We start from the raw sequence: 17,854 nt of genomic DNA, 5'->3' as shown, positions 1-17,854 counted from the left end.
GTGTAAAAGTTGCTCTTCGGACAGCGCGAGATGAACACGAACGTGGGTTGCACGGGAGTCGGGCGGCGGCCGCACTCGGGCCGAACGGGGCGGACCGCTCGAACGCCCGAACGAGTCGCCGTCTCCACGCCCCTTTAGTCCCTCACTCCCCTACCCCCACCCATGAGCGACGTTCTGGGGCGAAACAGGCTGGACGACGAAGAGAGTCCGTACCTCCGCCAGCACGCGGACAACCCCGTGAACTGGCAACCGTGGGACGAGGCGGCGTTAGAGGCCGCCCGCGAGGGGGACAAGCCCATCTTCCTCTCGGTGGGCTACTCCGCCTGCCACTGGTGTCACGTGATGGCCGAGGAGAGCTTCGAGGACGACGAGGTGGCGTCCGTCCTCAACGAGGAGTTCGTCCCGATAAAGGTCGATAGGGAGGAGCGACCCGACTTGGACCGCATCTACCAGACCATCTGCCAACTCGTCACCGGCGGCGGCGGGTGGCCCCTCTCCGTCTTCCTGACGCCGGAGGGCAAGCCGTTCTACGTGGGGACGTACTTCCCGAAGGAGCAACGCCCCGACAGGGGGAACGTCCCCGGGTTCATGGACCTCCTACGCTCGTTCGTCGAATCGTGGGAGGCCGACCGCGAGGAGATCGAGAACCGCGCGGACCAGTGGACGAACGCGCTGACGGACAACCTCGAAGCGACGCCCGAGGAGTCGGGCGACGCGCCGGGCGAGGAGATCCTCGGCACCGTCGCGGCGGCGGCGGTTCGCGGCGCGGACCGAGAGTACGGCGGATTCGGCTCCGGCGGCCCGAAGTTTCCGCAGGCCCGCCGCGTCGAATCGCTCCTCCGGACGTACGTCCGCACCGGCGACGAGAACGCGATAGACGTGGCCACCGAAACCCTCGACGCGATGGCCGCGGGCGGTATGTACGACCACGTCGGCGGCGGTTTCCACCGCTACGTCACCGACCGGACGTGGACCGTCCCGCACTTCGAGAAGATGCTGTACGACAACGCGGAACTCCCGCGCGTCTACGTCGCGGCGCACCGACTCACCGGGAGCGACGACTACGCCGAGGTGGCCCGCGAGACGTTCGACTTCGTGGCCCGCGAACTCCGCCACCCCGACGGCGGCTTCTACAGCACCTTAGACGCCAGAAGCGGCGGCGAGGAGGGGACGTTCTACGTCTGGACCCCGGAGCAGGTCCGCGAGGTACTCGACGACGAGACGACGGCGAACCTGTTCTGCGACCGCTACGGCGTCACCGAGTCGGGTAATTTCGAAGACGGGACGACGGTGTTGACGATTTCGGCGACGGCCGACGAACTCGCCGAGTCGTACGGCCTCTCCGAGGAGGAGATGGACGAACGACTCGGCGAAGCGGGCGAAGCGCTGTTCGAGGCGCGCGAAGAACGGGTCCGACCCGCCCGCGACGAGAAGGTGCTCGCGGGCTGGAACGGCCTGATGATATCCTCGCTGGCGCAGGGCGGACTCGTCCTCGGCGACGAGTACGTCGAACTCGCCGAGGACGCCCTCGCGTTCGTCCGCGAACGCCTCTGGGACCGGGAGGAAAGGCGACTCGCCCGCCGCTACAAGGACGGCGACGTGAAGGGCGACGGCTACCTCGAAGACTACGCCTTCCTCGCCCGCGGCGCGTTCGACCTGTACCAAGCGACCGGCGACGCCGAGTACCTCGCGTTCGCCCTCGACCTGACGCGCACGCTGGTGGACCAGTTCTACGACGAGGAGGCGGGGACGCTGTACATGACGCCCGCGGAGGGCGAATCGCTCGTCACCCGCCCGCAGGAACTCCAAGACCAGTCCACGCCGTCGAGCGTCGGCGTCGCGGCGTCGCTTCTCCTCGATTTGGACGCCTTCGTCCCCGAGGCGGACTTTTCGTCCGTCGCCGGCGCGGTCATCGACACCCACGGCGACCGGATTCGCGGCCGACCGCTCGAACACGTCTCGCTCGCCCTCGCGGCCGAGAAGCGCGCCCTCGGCGGGACGGAACTCGTCGTCGCCGCGGAGGGACTCCCCGAGTCGTGGCGCGAGACGCTCGCCGAACGCTACGTGCCCGACGCCGTCCTCTCGGTTCGCCCGCCGACGGACGACGAACTCGGGCCGTGGCTGGATACGCTCGGCCTCTCCGACGCGCCGCCGGTGTGGAAGGGCCGGGAGGCGCGCGACGGCGAACCGACCATCTACGCCTGCGAGGGGCGGACGTGCTCCGCGCCCGCCCACTCCGTCGAGGAGGCGTTGTCGTGGCTCGAAGGCGGCGCGGGCGACGCGGACGTGTCGCTGGACGACGTTGACGACATCGACCTCTGAAGCGGGTTCGAAAAAGCGGGAGACGGCGTTACGAGCCGAGTCGGTCCGCGAGGTGGACGGCGATGGGGGCGTCCTCCTCCTCGACGAACCGCGCGACCTCCTCGCCGTCACGTTCGACGACGACGGTGGGGATGAGTTCGATGCCGTACTCCTCGACCTTCGGTCCGACCTTGCTCCCGTCGTCTTCCTTCTCGACGGGGTAGTGGTGGACGTTCTCCTCGGGGACGCCCGCGGCGTCGAGTGCGGCCCCGAAGTCCGGCAGTTGCCCCCGGCAGTCGCCGCACCAGTCGCCGCCCCACACCTTGAACACCAACCCGTCCTCGGAGAGGCTCTCGACGGCGTCCTCGTAGGACTCCTCGTCCCACATCGGGTTCGGCTCCATCGTCTCTAACGTCTGTGACTCGGCGTCGGCCATACCGCGAGATACCGGGTCGAGGGCTTTAATCGGCGCGGTCGCGGTCAGGTTCGCGCCGTCCCGGTCGGGTTCGGTACCGCCCCTCCCTCGCCGGCCGTCACGGAATCCGGCGCGTCTTGCCCTCGTCCGCCATCGTTTTCGGTCTGAGTCGCCTACGCGTCGGTAATGGACGCGAGTATCCTCGAGACCATCGGGTCGCCGTTGGTCCGAGTGTCGTCGCCGCCGGGGGCCCTCGTGGCGGCGAAGATAGAGTCGAAGAACCCCGGCGGGTCCGCGAAGGACCGACCGGCCCTGGGGATGATAGAGGCCGCCGAACGCGAGGGGGCCATATCGCCGGGCGACGAACTGGTCGAACCGACGAGCGGAAACACCGGCATCGGACTGTCGATGGCCGCCGCGAGCAAGGGGTACGACATCACCATCGTGATGCCCGCCTCGAAGTCGCCCGAGCGACGCGAAATCATGCGCGCCTACGGCGCGGACATCGAACTCGTCGAGGGGGACATCTCCGCCGCGAAGGACCGCGCCGACGAACTGGAGGCCGAGGGGATGACCCAACTCCGCCAGTTCGAGAACCCCGCGAACCCCGACGCCCACTACCGCACCACAGCCGAGGAGATTCTCGAACAGGTGGAAGGGCGGAGCGTGGACGCACTCGTCGCGGGCGTCGGCACCGGCGGCACCCTCTCGGGCATCGGGCGGCGCCTCCGCGAGGAGTTCCCCGAGATGGACATCGTCGCCGTCGAACCCGAGGAGAACGCCGTGCTCTCGACGGGCGAGTCCGGCGACGACGACTTCCAGGGGATGGGACCGGGCTTCGTCAGCCCGAACCTCGACAGGGACCTCTTGGACGGCGTGGAGACCGTCTCGCTCGACGCCGCCGAGGCCGAGTGTCGCCGCCTCGCCCGCGAGGAGGGTATCCTCGTCGGGCAGTCCTCCGGCGCGTCGAACGTCGCCGCGCGGCGCGTCGCCGAACGACTGGCCGACCCCGACGCCGACTGCCGAAGCGAGGCGGGCGGGTCCGTCGTCGCGGACGGGTCCGGCGGGACGAGAGCGGAGACGCTCCCGGACGCCGACTGCCCCCTCGTCGTCACCGTCTTCTGGGACAGCGGCGAGCGCTACATGTCCACCGGCATGTTCGACTGAAGGAACAGTCGAATCAGCGCGTTCACGCGGTTCGGCTTCTCCCGCGGCGGCCAGTGGCCGCAGTTCGGTAAGATGCGCACCTCCGCGTCTGGGACGAGAGACCCCGCGCGGACCGACCACGACTGCGGGACCAGCCTGTCGTCCTCGCCGTGGACGAACAGCGACGGCACCGACACGTCCGGCAGTCGGTCCACGTAGTTCGTCTTCGGCCCGCGCAGGCCGATTTCGGCCCGGAGGAATCGCCGCCACGCGTCGCCGTCGTTCCGCTTGGCCTCCGCGAACACCTCGTCCACGAGCGTCGGCGAGACGTTGCCGTAGGCCACCGCCGCCCGGACGGAGAAGTACGCGACGGTGCGACTCCGCGCGACGGCCCGCCACGAGAGTTCGCTCAGGTACGACACCCGCGAGACGACGGCGGTCAACGCGCCGCCGGGAACCGACCCGCCGAGTCCGTACCCGTCGATTGCGACCAGCGCCGACACGTCGTCGGCGTGTTCGAGTGCGTAGCCGACGGCGACGCCGCCGCCCATCGACACGCCGACCAAGACGGGCCGTTCGACGCCGACTGCGGACAGGAAGCGTTCAAGGACGCGCACGTAGTAGTCCGTCGTCGGCGTCCGTTCCGGCGGGTCGCTCTCGCCGTACCCCGGCAGGTCGGGCGCGACGACGCGGAAGTCCTTCGCGAGGGCGGGCATGACCTCCTTCCAGGAGAGCGACGCGCTGTCGAGGCCGCCGCCGTGCAGGAGGACGATGGTGGGCGCATCGGCGTCGGCGTCATCGCCGTCGCCGTCGCTGTCACCGGCCACCAGATACCGAACGCGGAGGCCGTCGAGTTCGATTTCCCGCGACTCCGCCCCGTATGGAACCGCCATGAACTCGCCTACGACCGCCCGAACAAAAAGGTGCGCCGCCTCACCTGCCGAACTCGTCGTCGCTCACGCGCACGACCACCGTCTCCTCCACGTCGCGGAGGTCGTACGTCGGAACCGTCCCGTCGGGCCGCCGAGTGACGTACATCGGTTCGACGAGGCGGCCGTCTTCGAGGCCGTAGACGGCGAGACGCTCCTTCGTCTCCTCCGGGCGGACCTCGCCGTCGCGCACCCGTTCCGCGAGGCGGCGAGAGAGCCACTCGGTGTCGCTGATGCTCGGTTCGCGGACGAGGACCGTCTCGACGAAGCGGACGAGATACCAGTTGAGGTCGTTGCAGAGAGAGACGGCGGCGCCGACGCTCACCGTATCGACCGCCAAGGAGTTGGCGAACGGTTGGCGTATCTCGTACGTCGAGAGGGCGGCCCGCGCCGTCTCGCGGGAGAGGAGTTCGTACTGGACGTTCACCTCGGGCGCCCCGACGAAGCAAACCCGCGTCACGTTTTGAGCCTGACGACGGGCGGCTAAATCGGTTGCGGTGCGGCGATCTGCGGTCGATTCCGGGCGGCGGTCAGGACGCTCACTCGTCGGCCGAGGGGTGCTCGGCGGCGGTACCGTCGAGCCACGACGTTGCGCACGACTCGTCGCAGAACGACAGCAGTTGTCGCTCGTACGTCAGCTTCGAACCCGCTTCGGGCCGCCTGTCGCGGCCCAGTTCCACCTGATAGTGGTCGCCGTCGAGGTTCACGGTGCCGCCGCACGCCGAACACGTCTCCGTTCCGACCCGCCACGATGAACGGGGGACCACCTGCCTGACGGTCCACGAGGAGTCGATTCGACCGTGGGGTGGGCGGCGCGTCTGTGACATCGCGCGAGGCTACGAACTGAACGCACGTAAATCCATTTTACCCCTATTATTCACGCTATAGGCTGCAGAACGAAGTGAAACGTACATTATAATCGACGTCCGTACGGATCCGGTCAGGGTTCGAGGTCGACGACCGACCGGTCCGCCGCCGCCTCCCGCGCCATCGACAGGAGGTCGTCCGGTTCGGCCGCTTCGACCGCTTCCACCGTCGCGTTCGTCTCGGGGTGCGACGGCGCGACCCGTTCGCATCCCACCGGGAGCGTCGAGTCCGAGAACGTGCCGAGGGCGCGCGCCTCCTCGACGATGTCCGTCTTGTCCGCCGTCAGCAGGGGTCGGTGGACCGGAAGCGAGACGGCGGCGTCGGTGGCAGCGAGGTTCGCGCCCGTCTGCGAGGACTTCTGCCCGAGGGACTCGCCCGTCACGACGGAGTGTGCGCCCACCTCGCGGGCCACCGCCTCGCCGGCCGCGAGCATCGCCCGCCGGAGCGACAGCATCCGCGTGTCGTGCAGTTCGTCCACCACCGCCTGCACCACCTCGCCACCGGGGACGACGTGGAGTCGAACGTCCTCGTCGGGCGCGCGCCGCAAGAGCGTCGTCGCCACTTCCGTCGCGCGGGCGCGGTGGTCCGCGCCGCCGTAGTCGCCTAAATCGACGTACACGGGCGCGACCGAACACCCGCGGCGCATCATCCGCCACGCCGCGACGGGCGAGTCAATGCCGCCGCTGAGGAGGACCACCGCGCGGCCCTGCGTGCCGAGGGGGAGTCCGCCCGGTCCGTCCATCTGAACGGCGGAGACGAACGCCTCGTCGTCGCGCACCTCGACCCTGTACGTCCGGTCGGGGTGGTCTAAGTCCACGGGCGCGTCGGTTCCCGCTTGGACGGCGCTGCCGCCCTCCACCTTCAGGTCCCGACTGGAGAACGGGTGCGCCGAGGGCGGGCCGACGCGGCGACTCTCGACGGCGAACGACTCGTCGGACCCGTGGCCGCGTTCGGTCGAGAGCGTCCGGAGGGCGTCGCGGACGGCGTCCACCGTCGCGTCGGTCAGGACCGCCGGCCGCGCCCAGACGACGCCCGGGAGGGTGGCGATTACCTCCGCGACCGGGTCCGTCTCGTCCGTCTCGACGAGGATGCGCGCCCACCGCCTCTCGACGGTCCCCGGCAGGTCGGCGTCCGCGAGGGCGGCGCGGACGCTCTCGGCGAGTCGCTTCGCCATCTTCGCGCGCACCTCGCTGCTCTTCGTTCCGAAGTCCCCGTACCCGACCGCGACGACGTTCTCGGCGTTCACTACCGTGCCGTACTCCGCGGCCACCAATCAGCGTCTCGGTCCGCGGGTCGCGCCGATTTTGCCCGGAACGGACTCTCTATATATTTAATATGTACGTACCGACAACTACGTTTGACAAACTGTCTACTAATATAAACTTCTTAATATGTGACTGGATTGGTCGTAACTGATCGACGACCTCGCCCGCGGCAACGGCTCCCAGTACCCCTCCACAATGGACGCTAACTCGCACCCCGACCCGTACGACCCGCCGGAACCGGACGTGGACTTGGACGACCCGCGGTACTACCTGAACCGCGAACTGAGCGAGTTGGAGTTTCAGCGGCGGGTGCTCCACGAGGCGTTGGACGACAGGCAACCCCTCCTCGAACGCGTGCGCTTTCTGTCCATCTTCACGAAGAACATGGACGAGCTCTTCATGAAGCGCGTCGGCGGTCTGAAACAGCAGATGGACGCCGGGGTGACCGAATCCACCCCGGACGGCCGAACGCCCGAGGAGCAGTGGCGGGAGGCGGTGGAGACGGCCAGACCGATGTTCCGCGCGCAGGCGGAGTGTTTCCTCGAAGACGTTCGCCCCGCCCTCCGGCGGGAGGGCGTCCACGTCCACGACTACGACGACCTGACGGCCCGTCAGCGCTCGGAGATGCGCGACTACTTCGAGGAGTCCGTCCTGCCGACGCTCACCCCCCTCGCGTTCGACCCGGCTCACCCGTTCCCGTTCATCTCGAATCTGAGCCTCTCGCTCGCGGTGTTGACCGAACGCGACGGCGAGGACGAACCGACGTTCACGCGCGTGAAGATACCGCAGAACCGCCCCCGACTCGTCGAAGTCGGCGAGGAGGAGTACGTCCTCTTAGAGGAGATAATCCGCTCGAACCTCGATCTGCTCTTTCCGAAGGCCGACGTGGCGGACACGACGCTGTTCCGCCTAACCCGGAACGCGGAGGTCCGGCGGAACCAAGAGGTGGCGGAGGACCTCATCGAGATGATTCGGGAGGTGCTCGAACAGCGACGGTTCGCCACCGCCGTCCGCCTCGACGTAGAGGAGGGCGCGTCCGACCGGGTGGTGGACCTCCTCGTTGAACAGCTCGACATCTCCGAGCGCGAGGTGTTCCGACTGCCCGGACCGCTTGACTTCCGCGAACTGATGGACCTGACGGAGCTGGACCGCCCGGACCTGAAACTCGACCCGTGGACACCCCAACCGCACCCGCGGTTCCAACGCGTCGGCACCTCGGCGGACGTAGGCCCCGACGCCTCCGAGGACATCTTCTCTGAGATTCGACGCGGCGACGTCCTCCTGCACCACCCGTACCACTCGTTCGGCGAGACGGTGCAGGAGTTCCTCGACGAGGCGGCGAACGACCCGGACGTGTTGGCCATCAAGGCGGCCATCTACCGCACCGCCTCGGACTCGAAGGTCATCCAGAGCCTCATCGATGCCGCCGACAACGGCAAGCAGGTGGCGGTGATGGTCGAACTGAAGGCCCGGTTCGACGAGCAGAACAACTTAGAGTGGGTCCGCCGCCTCGAAGAGGAGGGCATCCACGTCGCCTACGGGACCATCGGCCTGAAGACGCACACGAAAACCGCCCTCGTCGTCCGCGAGGAGGACGACGGCGTGCAACTGTACTCCCACGTCGCCACCGGCAACTACCACTCCGGCACCGCCAAGGGGTACGTGGACCTCGGACTCCTGACGGCCGACCGCGACATCGGCCGGGACCTGGTGAAGGTGTTCAACTTCTTCACCGGCCCCTCCTTGGACGAGGAGTTCAGGAAGCTCCTCATCGCGCCCGTCACGATGCGCGAGCAGTTCACCCGCCTCGTCCGCCGGGAGGCGCACCACGCCCGGAACGGCGAGGACGCCCGCATCGTCGCCAAGGTGAACTCCCTCGAAGACCCCGAACTCGTCGAGGAACTGTACCGCGCGTCGATGGCGGGCGTCGATATCGACCTCGTGGTGCGCGGCATCTGCCGCCTCCGGCCGGGCCTGGAGGGGATAAGCGAGAACGTCTCCGTCCACAGTATCGTCGATCGGTTCCTCGAACACTCGCGCATCTACTACTTCGAAAACGGCGCGAGGGCGGAGCCCTCGCGAGCAACCGGCGAAGCCGGTGACGCGGGCGACCCGAAGTGGTACGTCGGATCCGCGGACTGGATGACGCGGAACCTCGACAACCGCGTCGAGGCCGTCGCGCCGGTCGAAGACCCGGACATCCGCGCGCAACTCCGCTTCGTCCTCGAACTGGCGATGTCGGACAACCAAAAGCGGTGGACGATGAACGCCGACGGCAGTTACGACCAGCAGTACCCCCGCGACGGCGAACCGGTCGTCAACATGCAGTCGATTCTGATGGAGCAGACGCTCGAATCGCTCCGCCGGCCCGGCGCGGAGCGCGGAGTCCTCCCCGACTCCCCCGCCACGCCGAACGAACTCCTCGTCGGACCCGCCGCCGACGTTGACGACGCCGACGATGCCGACGACGCCGACTCTCCCGGTTCGACGCCCGACTCCGAGGAGACTTCCGTCGGCCCGGGGCAGAGGGGCGCGGAGTCCGCCCCGGCGTCGGGAGGCGGTGCAGTCTTCGCCTCGGGCGCGGAGGGTGGTTCCTCCGGCGCGACGGGTGCGACCGATTCGACGGGCGCGTCCGCCGCCGACGGACCGGACGCCGGGGCGGCGAAGAACGGCCACACCGAGGCGGACGCCGACGCCGACACCGACGCCGACGCGGCGGACTCCGACCTCCCGCGGGCTATGCGCGTCCACGGCGACCGGTGGTACGTCCCCGACAGCGACCGCTACGCGTACGCGGTTCGGACGCCGGACGGCGGGCGCGCCTACCGGAAGACGAAGCGCGCGGCGGTGTCGCTGTTAGAGCGGTACTACGAGTGAAAAGGCGGCGTCGGGCCCTCAGAACGTCGTCAGGTCGCCGTCGATGGCCTGCCGCGTGATGTCGGTGACGTTCGCGAGGCGGTCGTCCACGATGGCCTCGACGTCGGCTTCGATGTCCGAGAGGACGACGCCCTCGTCGGTGACTATCTTCGCGTCCGCAACGTGGGGTTCGTCGATGGGGCGACCGATCTGCGAGAGCAGGCGAATCTGCAGGTCGCGGATGCCGTCCACCTCGTCCACGACGGTTTCGGCGATGTCCGTCGAGAGCAGGTTGTAGATCTTCCCGATGTGGTTGACGGGGTTCTTCCCCGAGGTGGCCTCCATGCTCATCGGCCGGTTCGGCGTGATGAGACCGTTCGCGCGGTTCCCGCGGCCGACGGACCCGTCGTCGCCCTGTTCGGCGCTGGTGCCGGTGACGGTGAGGTAGATGGAGCCCTCGTCGTAGTCGTCGGCCGTGTTGACGGCGACGTTCACCTCGCGGTCGGTGTACCCGCGGGCCACCTCGCCGGCGAACTCCTCGACGGACGCGACTGCCTCCTTGTACTCCTGGATGTCGGCGACGTAGGAATCGATCATCGCGGCGGCGACGGTGATGTCTATCTCGTCGCCCTCGCGCTTGCCCATCACCTTCACGTCGGGGCCGAGGTGCGGGTTCTCGTCGGCGTACGTCGAGTTGAGTTCGCGTTCGACGTTCAGCACTATCTCCTCGGTTTCGGTCAACGGCGCGTGGCCGACGCCGAACGACGTGTCGTTGGCCATCGGAACCTGCACGCTCTCCTCGCCGAAGACGTCCTGCAGGTCGCCGGACCCCTCGCCGAGTTTCACGTCCACGACGATGTCGGTTCCGAACTCCAGTTCGGGGATGTGCTCGTTCAGGTAGTCGCGGGCGGCCTCCAGGGCGACCGAGTCCACGGGGAGTCGTTCGCCGTCGTACTTCTTCGTCGCGCGACCCACGATGAGGAGGTAGATGGGTTCGACGACTTCGCCGCCGCCGAAGGCGGGCGCGGCCTCGCCCGCCACCAGTTGCGTCTCGTCGGTGTTGTAGTGGAGAACCTTCCCCACCCGGTCGAGATAGAGATTCGACAGGGCGCGGGAGACGCTCTCGGCGATTCCGTCGGAGATAGAGTCGGGGTGACCGATACCCTTTCGCTCGACGATTTCGACCTGTTGGTCCTCGACGGCGGTTCTGTCCGCCGCCTCGATGCTGATGTTCCGTTCGGTCATTGTGCAGTCGTTCCTCACCGGTGATGCTATAACTTGCGGAAAAGATTAGCGACACGAGAATTACTATCAAACATCATCCGGTCGAACCGGTCGCCCGCCGCGGGGTCACTCCTCCGAATCGAGGAGCATCCCGAGGTACGACGTCCGAATCTGCTCGTCCGGGTCGAGTCCGAGTTCGCGCGCGACGGCGTACGCTCCCTCCCGGACCGATTCGACGTCCGCCTCGTCCTCGGCCTCGCGTTCGACTTCGACGAACTCCCCGACTCCCTCCACCGCGTCGAGGGTGACGGTGTAGCCGTCCATCCGGTAGAACTCCCGTTCTTTCTCCACCGTCGCCGCCGGTTCGAAGCCGAGGCCGTCGAGGACGGCGTCCATCGTCTCGCCGTCGGCCACCTCGGTTTCGTGTTCGGCCCGCGTCTTCGACTCGTCGTCCACCAACGGCCCCTTGTAGGTGACGCGCGCCGTCGTCTCCGCCCGGTCCTCACCGTCGAGTGGCGTCTCGCGGCGGACGCGGAGGGCCTCGTCGGTCGCCGCGAAGTCGCGGTGCGGCGCGTCGTAGTAGGTGTCTACCTGCCGCACGCGCCCGACGCGTTCGGCGCGCCCCCCGTCGAGTTTCGCCCGCACCCCGTCGCGGTCGGCCCGCACCTTGACCTCGACTTCGTACATGCGTCGGTCGTCGTCCCGGCCGAGCAAAAGCGTGGGTGACTCCGGAATCCGGTCGATCCGGCGTCCGCGACTACCGACTCTGCCGCGCCGAGAGCGTCGTAGCCGTCGCCTGCGCCCTCCGATTTCGCCGGAAAACCGCGGCGAATCGGGCGTTTTCTCCGCGGCGGGCGAAACGTGATTCTTAAGGGTCACACGAGTATTGTTCCGCGTATGAGTGACGAACCGCAGGCGGAGGCGGCCGACGCCGACGCAGCAGACGTCGAAGAAGAGGTCGCCGAAGACGAGGAAGTCGCCGAGGACGGAATCCAAGACGGCGACTTCGTGCGCCTCGCGTACACCGTACGCACGGTCGAAGACGACACCGTCGTCGACACGACCGACGAAGAGGTGGCCGAGGAGGCCGACATCGACACGGAGGAGTACAACTTCGAACCCCGAGTCATCGTGGTCGGCGCGGGACACGTCTTCGAGGCCGTCGACGACGCCCTCGTCGGCGCGGAACCCGGCGACACCGGCAACGTCGAGATTCCCGCCGCGCAGGCGTTCGGCGAGTTCGACGACGACGACGTCCGCACGGTCAGCGCCAACAAGATCGACGAGGACGACCGCTACCCCGGCGCGCAGGTCCAAGTCGACGGCGAACAGGGTCGCGTCGAGACCATCATCGGCGGCCGCGCGCGCGTGAACTTCAACCACCCGCTGGCGGGCGAAGACCTCGAGTACGACTACGAGATTCTCGAACTCGTCGAGGACCGCGAGGAGAAGGCCGAGAGCCTCCTCAGCATGTACCTCCAGCAGGCCCCCGAGGTCTGGATCGAGACCGACGAGGTCGAGGAGGAGACGGTCGTCGAACCCGACGAGGACGACGAGGACGCCGAACCCGAGACCGAGGTCGAGACCGTCGAGAAGGAGACGCTGTACATCGAGGCCACGCCGCAGATGACGATGAACCAGCAGTGGATGTTCTCGAAGCAGCAGATCGCACAGGACGTCATCGACCGCCTCGACTTAGACCGCGTCATCGTCCAGGAGACCATCGACGGGATGGGCGGTATGATGGGCGGCATGGGCGGTATGATGGGCGGCATGGGCGGCGGCGCCGACGCCGAAGACATCGAGGAAGCCATCGAGGACGTCGACGTGGACGCGGACGAACTCGTTGAGGAACTCGAAGGCGAAGAGACCGAAGAGTAACTCCCGCCGCGGCGGCCGCCGCCCCCTCGGGCGACGGAACCGCCGGGTTCTTACTTTCCGTTTCCGCACTCTCGGAGAGATGGCCGACAGAGACGCCGACGAGGTGCCGTCGGAACTCGAACTCCCGGACGACGCCCTCGTCGCCGCAGTCGCGGCGGTTTCGACGATCGCGCTCACGCTCGCGCTCGAATACGGACTCGGAGCCGACCCGCCGATTCTGGCGCGACTCGCACCGCTCGCGCCGTACTTCCTCTCCGTGTTCACGCGCCGAATCGACCTGGGGCCGGTTGATACCGTCCGCGCCTGGTCCGGGCTGACGGTGGCGGTGACGCTCGGCGTCTTCCTGTTCTACGCGACTTGAGCCGCCGAAAATAGTCGCTTACGCGATGTCCCGGCTGGTGTCCACGGTCACCCGTTCGCTCAGGCGGAGTTTGATGGTCTTCTCGGGCGCTTTGCCGCCGCGGAACTTCGGGACGGCGAGTCGGTTCTCTATCTCCGAGCCGTCCACCTCCGTCTGCAGGTCGAACACCACGTCCGACATGTGTTCGGTGTAGCGGCGGTTCCGCGGCGCGTCTCCCGTCTTCAGGCCGTGGAGGACGGCGAGTCCCCCCGTGTTGACCATGTGCGTCTGCAGTTCGTTGAGGAACTCCCGGTACCGGGCGGTGCTCGTCTCCTCCAACACGTCCACCACGTCGATGATGAGGTTCGCCCCCTCCGGGAGTTCCGTGACGAGTTTGTTCGCGGAGTCCAACGGCGCGCCCCCGCCGATGTCTCGGACCGTCGGACTGCCGACGGTGCCGGGCGTTCGGTGCACGGCGTCGAGGACCGCGGCGTCGGAGCGGACGGTCGTGAGGTACAGCGTCCCCCGGACGGCGGTGAGTTCGTAGAGGAACAGCTCGGACTGGCTGGCGGGTTCCGCGCCGAGGAAGACGATGCTCCCCGCCGGAATTCCGCCGTCGAGTTGTCGGTCGAGAACGTCGATGCCGGTCGTGAGCCGTCCAGACACGTCACCTCTTACGACGGTCTCTTATATTATCCCTTCGGCGGCCTGGATCTCAGTCGCCACGTTCTCGTACGCCCGCCTGACCGAGGCGTCTTCGAGGACCGGCGGTTCCGCCTCCGGGACGCGTCCGAGCACGGGACAGCCCAACAGGTCCGAGACGCCGGGCGGCGCGACGCGCGCCCGCGTGAGCACCGCCCCCACGACGGGCGTTCCGAGCGTTCGCGCCATCGACGCCGTCTTGGCGGCGTCGCGGAGTGACGGCGCGCAGAGCGACGAGACGACGACGGCGCCGTCGCAGACGCGGAGGGGGGCCGCGGCGTCCGGCCCCGCGCCCGCCGGGCAGTCCACGAGGACTGCGGCGTCCGTCTCGGCGCGAATCCGCCGCAGTCTCGCCGACGGGTCGTCGCACCCGCCGTCAGCGCGCGCGTCCCGCCTCGGCGGCGCGGGAGAGACCGAGACGTGGTTGTACTCGGGGTGGCGGTACGGCGGCGTTCGCTCGTCGGCGGGGTCGGACGGAACCCGACCGTCTGCCGCAGTTCGTTCGGTCGCGTCCCGGGGGACGCCCGCGAGTGCGTGCAGGTTGGGCATGTCCCGGTCGGCGTCCACGACGCGCGTCTCCGCGTCCATCGCCGCGGCCAGACCGAGCGTCGTCGTCGTCTTCCCGCACCCGCCCTTCCCGCCGGCTATCGCAAGCATGGCGACGCTGGCCCCGTCCTCGTATAAAAAGTCGCGGCGGCGAACGGCCGACCCGTCGCTCTCCGGCGTCTCGCGTCGTTGAAAAAATCGGCCGTGCGGTCGTCGCTCAGTCGTGACAGCAACCGCCCGCCTCGCCGCCGAAGTCCACGGCGAGGGGTTCTGAGATGGCCTCGTTGACGGCTTCGAGGCGCGTCTGCAGTTCCTCTTGGGCTTCGAGGTACTCCGCCATCGCGGGCATCGAGTGGAGTTCCTCTTGGGCGGATTGGACCTTCTGAAGCCCCTCCTGCGTCGCGTTCCCCGTCTGTCGAGCGAACATGAACTCCTCGCGGAGCGACTCGAACTCCGAAATCTTGGCCTGCACCTCGTCGTCGCTCTCGACGGCCGCTTTCGCCTCCTCGAAGGCCTCGTACTCGGGCGTCTCGGTCAGCGCTTCGCCGAGTTCGCGGCCCATCTCTTCGAGGGGGTCCGTCTGCATGCTCATACCCCTCGCTTCGGACGCGAGTCGTTTCAACCTGCCGGATGCGGGGGTCCGCGGGGGAAAGAGTCGTGGTCGCGCGTGCGTTATTAGTTAGCATGCCAGTCGTCTCCGCGCGAACCTTCGAACGGTGGCTCCGCCGCCTCGACGCGGAGCGTCTGCGGGGGTTCGTCTGCGACCTGTACGCCGCCGCCGGCCGGGAGGTTCGGGCGCGCGAGGACGGCACTCTCGCAGTCGGGGAGAACGGTCGAGTCGTCGTCACGCTCGACGCGCGGCGGCGACTCCGGACGCCGCGCGTCCCAGACGACGCCGACGCTGTCGTCGCCGCCAGTCCGTCGCGCCGCCTCGTCCGCCGCGTCGTCTCGTCGGGGGCGACGCTCGTCGGACCGGACGACCTCCGGAACCTGGCGCTGTACGGCGTGGACCGCGACGACTGCGAGCGACTGTTCCGGCGGTACTTCGGCGAGTCGCCGTCCGTCGAACGGTCGGGCGTCGCCGCGGAGGGGGACGACGCGCCCGACGGCGAACGCGGGGAGTCGAACGGTTTCGGCGTCGCGCGAGTCGCGGCGGAACCCGTTTCGAGCCTCGCCGTCCTCCTCCTCGCGGGACTCGTCGTCGCGGCCGTGTTGGGCCCGTTCGGCTTCGGCGTCGTACCCCGGACGGACGACGCGGCCGGGCCGAACGTCGGCCCGGTCGTCGCCGCCTCCTCGGACGGTTCCGCGGACGGTGACGGCGAGGGAGACAGCGACGACGACAGCGACGGTGACGGCGACGCCGACGAACCGTTCCCACCGGGGGTCGGACCCGCGGGCGTCGCGGACGCGGCGACGCTCGCGGCGGCGCACGCGGACGCAGTCGCTGGGCGGTCGTACCAACTCATCGTGCGGCAGTCCGGGACGAACGCGCGGACCGGTCGCGGGTGGACCCGCGCGTACCGGCGGGCTGACGTGGCGGGTCCGACGCGGTACCGCTACTTCGTCACCGGATATCGGGCCACGGGCGAGGGAGGTGCCGAATTCGCGCACTACTCGATGTACGCCGACGGGAGGCACAACTACGTCTACACGGAACACGGCGAGAAGCAATCGTACGCCAGACACGTCGTCGAAGCCGACGAGGACGGACACGGCCCGTTCGAGAACCGCGCCGCCGGCGCCGTCCGACGGTATCTGGACGCGCCGCGGACGAACGTCACCCGGAAGAACTGGAGCGTCCAACCGTACCGCATTGTCGCCACCGGGACGCCGCGGTCGCTCCCGAACTCGGGGAACGTCACCGACTACCGGGCGGAGGCGCACGTCGGCGCGGACGGCTTCGTCTCGCTTCTCGTCGTCTCCTACGAGGTTCGCGCGGGCGGGGAGACGCGGTCAGTCCGGTTCCGGATGGAGTACACGGACGCCGATCCGGAGACGGTCCGCGCGCCGCCGTGGTACGATGAGGCGCGGAACGCCACCGACGACGCCCGACCCGAGACGGTCACGGCGCGCGCCGGAGACGACACGTGAGAACGAGACGCAGACGACACTCGACCCGCACGTCCGACGGGACTGCGGGCGTGCGGTTCCGCCGCCTCGGGGCGGACGATCCGACTCCGCGGCCGTCGCATCGGGGAACGCCGACGTTATACCTCCTGACCGGCAACGAAGGGACAATGAGTCAGGACGCTTCTTCCGAGGGTGACCTCCGGAACACCGGGATGTCGCTCAGACACGACAGAGAGTGGGACTACGAACTCGACCGCATCATCGACGAAATCGAGGAACGGGACGCCACGCGCGTCGGACTGCAGTTCCCCGAGGGACTGAAGCGGCGCGGTCCGGCCGTCGCCGACGACCTGCGGGAACTCTGCGACGACGACGTGACGTTCATGCTGTCGGGGCAACCCTGCTACGGCGCCTGCGACTTAGACACCTACCTGATGCGCCGGACGGACGTGTTCGTCCACTTCGGGCACTCGCCGATGAAGGAGTCCGACAAGATAATCTACGTCCCCCTGTTCTCGAACGTGGACCCGTTCCCCATCCTGGAGGAGTCCCTCGAAGAGTTGGAGGGCGAGGAAGTGGGCCTGGTGACGACGGCCCAGCACATGAACCGCTTCGAGGACATGTGCGACTGGTTGGAGGAACGCGGCTACGACGTCCACACCCGCCGCGGCGACGACCGACTCACCTTCGAAGGGCAGGTTCTCGGCTGTAACTACGCCTCCGCGGACATCGACGCCGACCAAGTGCTGTACGTCGGCGGCGGGAAGTTCCACCCCCTCGGCCTCGCGATGGAACACCCCGAGAAGAAGGTGGTCATCGCCGACCCCGTCAACAACGTCGTCACCATCGCCGACACGGAGAAGTTCATGAAACAGCGCTACGGCGCGGTCCACCGCGCGATGGACGCCGAGAAGTGGGGCGTCATCTTCTGCACCAAGATCGGACAGGGGCGCATGGAGATAGCCGAGAAGATCATCGAGGACAACCCGAACGCCTACCTCATCACCATGGACGAAGTGACGCCGGACAGACTCCGGAACTTCGACATGGACGCGTTCGTCAACACCGGATGTCCCCGAATCACCACCGACGACGGCCCGCGGTTCCACAAGCCAATGCTGACGCCGCAGGAGTACCGCATCGCCGTCGGCGACGAACCCCTCGATTCGCTCTCGTTCGACACGTTCCACGGCACGTGGTGAACTGACGAACGACGGACTCGCCGCCGTCTCGGCGTCTCTCTTCCGCTCTCTCTTCGTCCGCGTCACGATCGCAAGAGATATCAAATCGAGAACTAATCTCCGACTCGATG

Annotated in this window: 17 protein-coding genes; 7 read left to right on the top strand and 10 right to left on the bottom strand. The window is 68.1% G+C overall.

Going from position 1 to position 17,854, the window contains the following annotated elements; translation table 11 throughout:
* Positions 1-162 precede the first annotated feature (162 nt).
* Positions 163-2,322, top strand: coding sequence for a thioredoxin domain-containing protein (locus ACZ522_RS04510; protein ID WP_379695532.1), 2,160 nt, complete (start codon positions 163-165; stop codon positions 2,320-2,322).
* Positions 2,323-2,350: 28 nt separating this feature from the next.
* On the opposite strand, the gene ACZ522_RS04505 is transcribed toward ACZ522_RS04510, so the two are convergent.
* A complete protein-coding gene (locus tag ACZ522_RS04505; RefSeq protein WP_379695534.1) occupies positions 2,351-2,737 on the bottom strand; it encodes a thioredoxin domain-containing protein in 387 nt (128 codons plus the stop codon).
* Between the two features lie 165 nt (positions 2,738-2,902).
* Between ACZ522_RS04505 and ACZ522_RS04500 the strand changes: the two genes are divergently transcribed.
* A complete protein-coding gene (locus ACZ522_RS04500; RefSeq protein WP_379695536.1) occupies positions 2,903-3,883 on the top strand; it encodes a PLP-dependent cysteine synthase family protein in 981 nt (326 codons plus the stop codon).
* Here ACZ522_RS04500 and ACZ522_RS04495 read toward each other — a convergent pair.
* The 4 genes from ACZ522_RS04495 to ACZ522_RS04480 form a co-directional block, all read right to left on the bottom strand.
* Positions 3,856-4,755, bottom strand: a complete 900-nt coding sequence (locus ACZ522_RS04495) for an alpha/beta fold hydrolase (protein WP_379695538.1) — start codon at positions 4,753-4,755, stop codon at positions 3,856-3,858. The two genes, ACZ522_RS04500 and ACZ522_RS04495, sit on opposite strands and share 28 nt — an antisense overlap.
* Before the next feature lie 40 nt (positions 4,756-4,795).
* Entirely contained in the window at positions 4,796-5,251 is a 456-nt protein-coding gene (locus ACZ522_RS04490; RefSeq protein WP_379695540.1) for a DUF5804 family protein, read from the bottom strand.
* A 79-nt stretch (positions 5,252-5,330) separates the two neighbouring features.
* Positions 5,331-5,618: a hypothetical protein gene (locus ACZ522_RS04485; RefSeq protein ID WP_379695542.1), complete on the bottom strand. Its 288-nt coding sequence runs from the start codon at positions 5,616-5,618 to the stop codon at positions 5,331-5,333.
* Positions 5,619-5,731: 113 nt separating this feature from the next.
* Positions 5,732-6,928, bottom strand: coding sequence for a tRNA sulfurtransferase (locus ACZ522_RS04480; protein WP_379695544.1), 1,197 nt, complete (start codon positions 6,926-6,928; stop codon positions 5,732-5,734).
* Positions 6,929-7,118: 190 nt separating this feature from the next.
* Between ACZ522_RS04480 and ppk1 the strand changes: the two genes are divergently transcribed.
* A complete protein-coding gene (gene ppk1 / locus ACZ522_RS04475; protein ID WP_379695546.1) occupies positions 7,119-9,800 on the top strand; it encodes a polyphosphate kinase 1 in 2,682 nt (893 codons plus the stop codon).
* Between the two features lie 18 nt (positions 9,801-9,818).
* Here ppk1 and ACZ522_RS04470 read toward each other — a convergent pair whose 3' ends face one another.
* Both ACZ522_RS04470 and cyaB read right to left on the bottom strand, forming a co-directional pair.
* Entirely contained in the window at positions 9,819-11,024 is a 1,206-nt protein-coding gene (locus ACZ522_RS04470) for a methionine adenosyltransferase (RefSeq protein WP_379695548.1), read from the bottom strand.
* A gap of 105 nt (positions 11,025-11,129) precedes the next feature.
* Complete coding sequence (gene cyaB, locus ACZ522_RS04465; RefSeq protein ID WP_379695550.1) at positions 11,130-11,690, bottom strand: class IV adenylate cyclase; 561 nt, start codon at positions 11,688-11,690, stop codon at positions 11,130-11,132.
* Between the two features lie 210 nt (positions 11,691-11,900).
* On the opposite strand from cyaB, the gene ACZ522_RS04460 reads away from it, so the two are divergent.
* A complete protein-coding gene (locus ACZ522_RS04460; protein WP_379695553.1) occupies positions 11,901-12,884 on the top strand; it encodes an FKBP-type peptidyl-prolyl cis-trans isomerase in 984 nt (327 codons plus the stop codon).
* Positions 12,885-12,963: 79 nt separating this feature from the next.
* Positions 12,964-13,245, top strand: a complete 282-nt coding sequence (locus ACZ522_RS04455) for a hypothetical protein (protein WP_379695555.1) — start codon at positions 12,964-12,966, stop codon at positions 13,243-13,245.
* 18 nt (positions 13,246-13,263) lie between these two features.
* Here the strand turns inward: ACZ522_RS04455 and ACZ522_RS04450 are convergent, their stop codons facing one another.
* The 3 genes from ACZ522_RS04450 to ACZ522_RS04440 all read right to left on the bottom strand — a co-directional run bounded on the left by ACZ522_RS04450 (position 13,264) and on the right by ACZ522_RS04440 (position 15,064).
* Complete coding sequence (locus tag ACZ522_RS04450; protein ID WP_379695557.1) at positions 13,264-13,890, bottom strand: RAD55 family ATPase; 627 nt, start codon at positions 13,888-13,890, stop codon at positions 13,264-13,266.
* 21 nt (positions 13,891-13,911) lie between these two features.
* Complete coding sequence (locus tag ACZ522_RS04445; protein ID WP_379695559.1) at positions 13,912-14,583, bottom strand: MinD/ParA family ATP-binding protein; 672 nt, start codon at positions 14,581-14,583, stop codon at positions 13,912-13,914.
* Positions 14,584-14,689: 106 nt separating this feature from the next.
* Complete coding sequence (locus ACZ522_RS04440; RefSeq protein WP_379695561.1) at positions 14,690-15,064, bottom strand: YlbF/YmcA family competence regulator; 375 nt, start codon at positions 15,062-15,064, stop codon at positions 14,690-14,692.
* A gap of 92 nt (positions 15,065-15,156) precedes the next feature.
* On the opposite strand from ACZ522_RS04440, the gene ACZ522_RS04435 reads away from it, so the two are divergent.
* A complete protein-coding gene (locus ACZ522_RS04435; RefSeq protein WP_379695563.1) occupies positions 15,157-16,563 on the top strand; it encodes a hypothetical protein in 1,407 nt (468 codons plus the stop codon).
* A 146-nt stretch (positions 16,564-16,709) separates the two neighbouring features.
* A complete protein-coding gene (gene dph2 / locus ACZ522_RS04430; RefSeq protein WP_379695565.1) occupies positions 16,710-17,744 on the top strand; it encodes a diphthamide biosynthesis enzyme Dph2 in 1,035 nt (344 codons plus the stop codon).
* Positions 17,745-17,854 lie beyond the last annotated feature (110 nt).

The organism is Halopelagius fulvigenes (assembly GCF_055398025.1).
Note: the sequence above shows the minus strand (reverse complement) of the source record. Positions and strands in the feature narration are given on the sequence as shown.